The organism is Vibrio sp. 2134-1 (genome assembly GCF_033339495.1).
In genome coordinates this window covers 1-554 of the sequence record NZ_JAWOUS010000806.1, presented here as the reverse complement: position 1 = coordinate 554, position 554 = coordinate 1, and the positions used below count along the sequence as shown (strand labels likewise).

1 protein-coding gene is annotated in these 554 nt (G+C 48.4%); it reads left to right on the top strand.

Features of this window, described 5'->3' with window-relative positions; genetic code table 11:
- Positions 1-295, top strand: a 295-nt coding sequence (locus tag R7R78_RS28645) for a DNA replication terminus site-binding protein (protein ID WP_318119800.1), incomplete at its 5' end; no start/stop codon positions are given.
- Positions 296-554: the final 259 nt, after the last annotated feature.

Here is a 554-nt window from a genome sequence, read left to right as displayed (position 1 = left end):
AGACTATCACCTTCCCCTGGAGCAGCATATCCAGAAGATCGCCAGCACCCCGGAGCCTTATCTCCGGGAGCGAAGGGAAGTAAAGGTTCAACCGGTGGCAAACGTCATGGCCGCAGGGGTACTCAAAACCGTTACCGCGCCAATGCCCCTGATCGTGCTCCAGGATAAGGATGTTCAGCTCAAATTGCTTCGTAACTTTGACGCCTCAGAACAACGCAAAACTCGATCTGATAAAGCGGCATCGGAAATCCTTGGCACCTTCGGTGGAGTCACTATCGAATCCTTCCCTGGATGAATCAGCGTGACCGCGTAACAAGGCTTTTCCGCAGCCGGAAGGGCTTTGTCCCACACAAACAATTCCAATCGACAGCAGCATGATATATAATTATGATAATTACCGTATTATCGTAATTATCGTAATTATCGTAATTATCGTAAACATTACAAATTAAAAGGAACGTTCTCATGGCAAGAAAATTGGTTGAGTTTGACGATGTAGCGGCTGCGGCCCAAAAGCTCAAGGACGCCGGTAAACGCCCAACGGTCATCGCTAT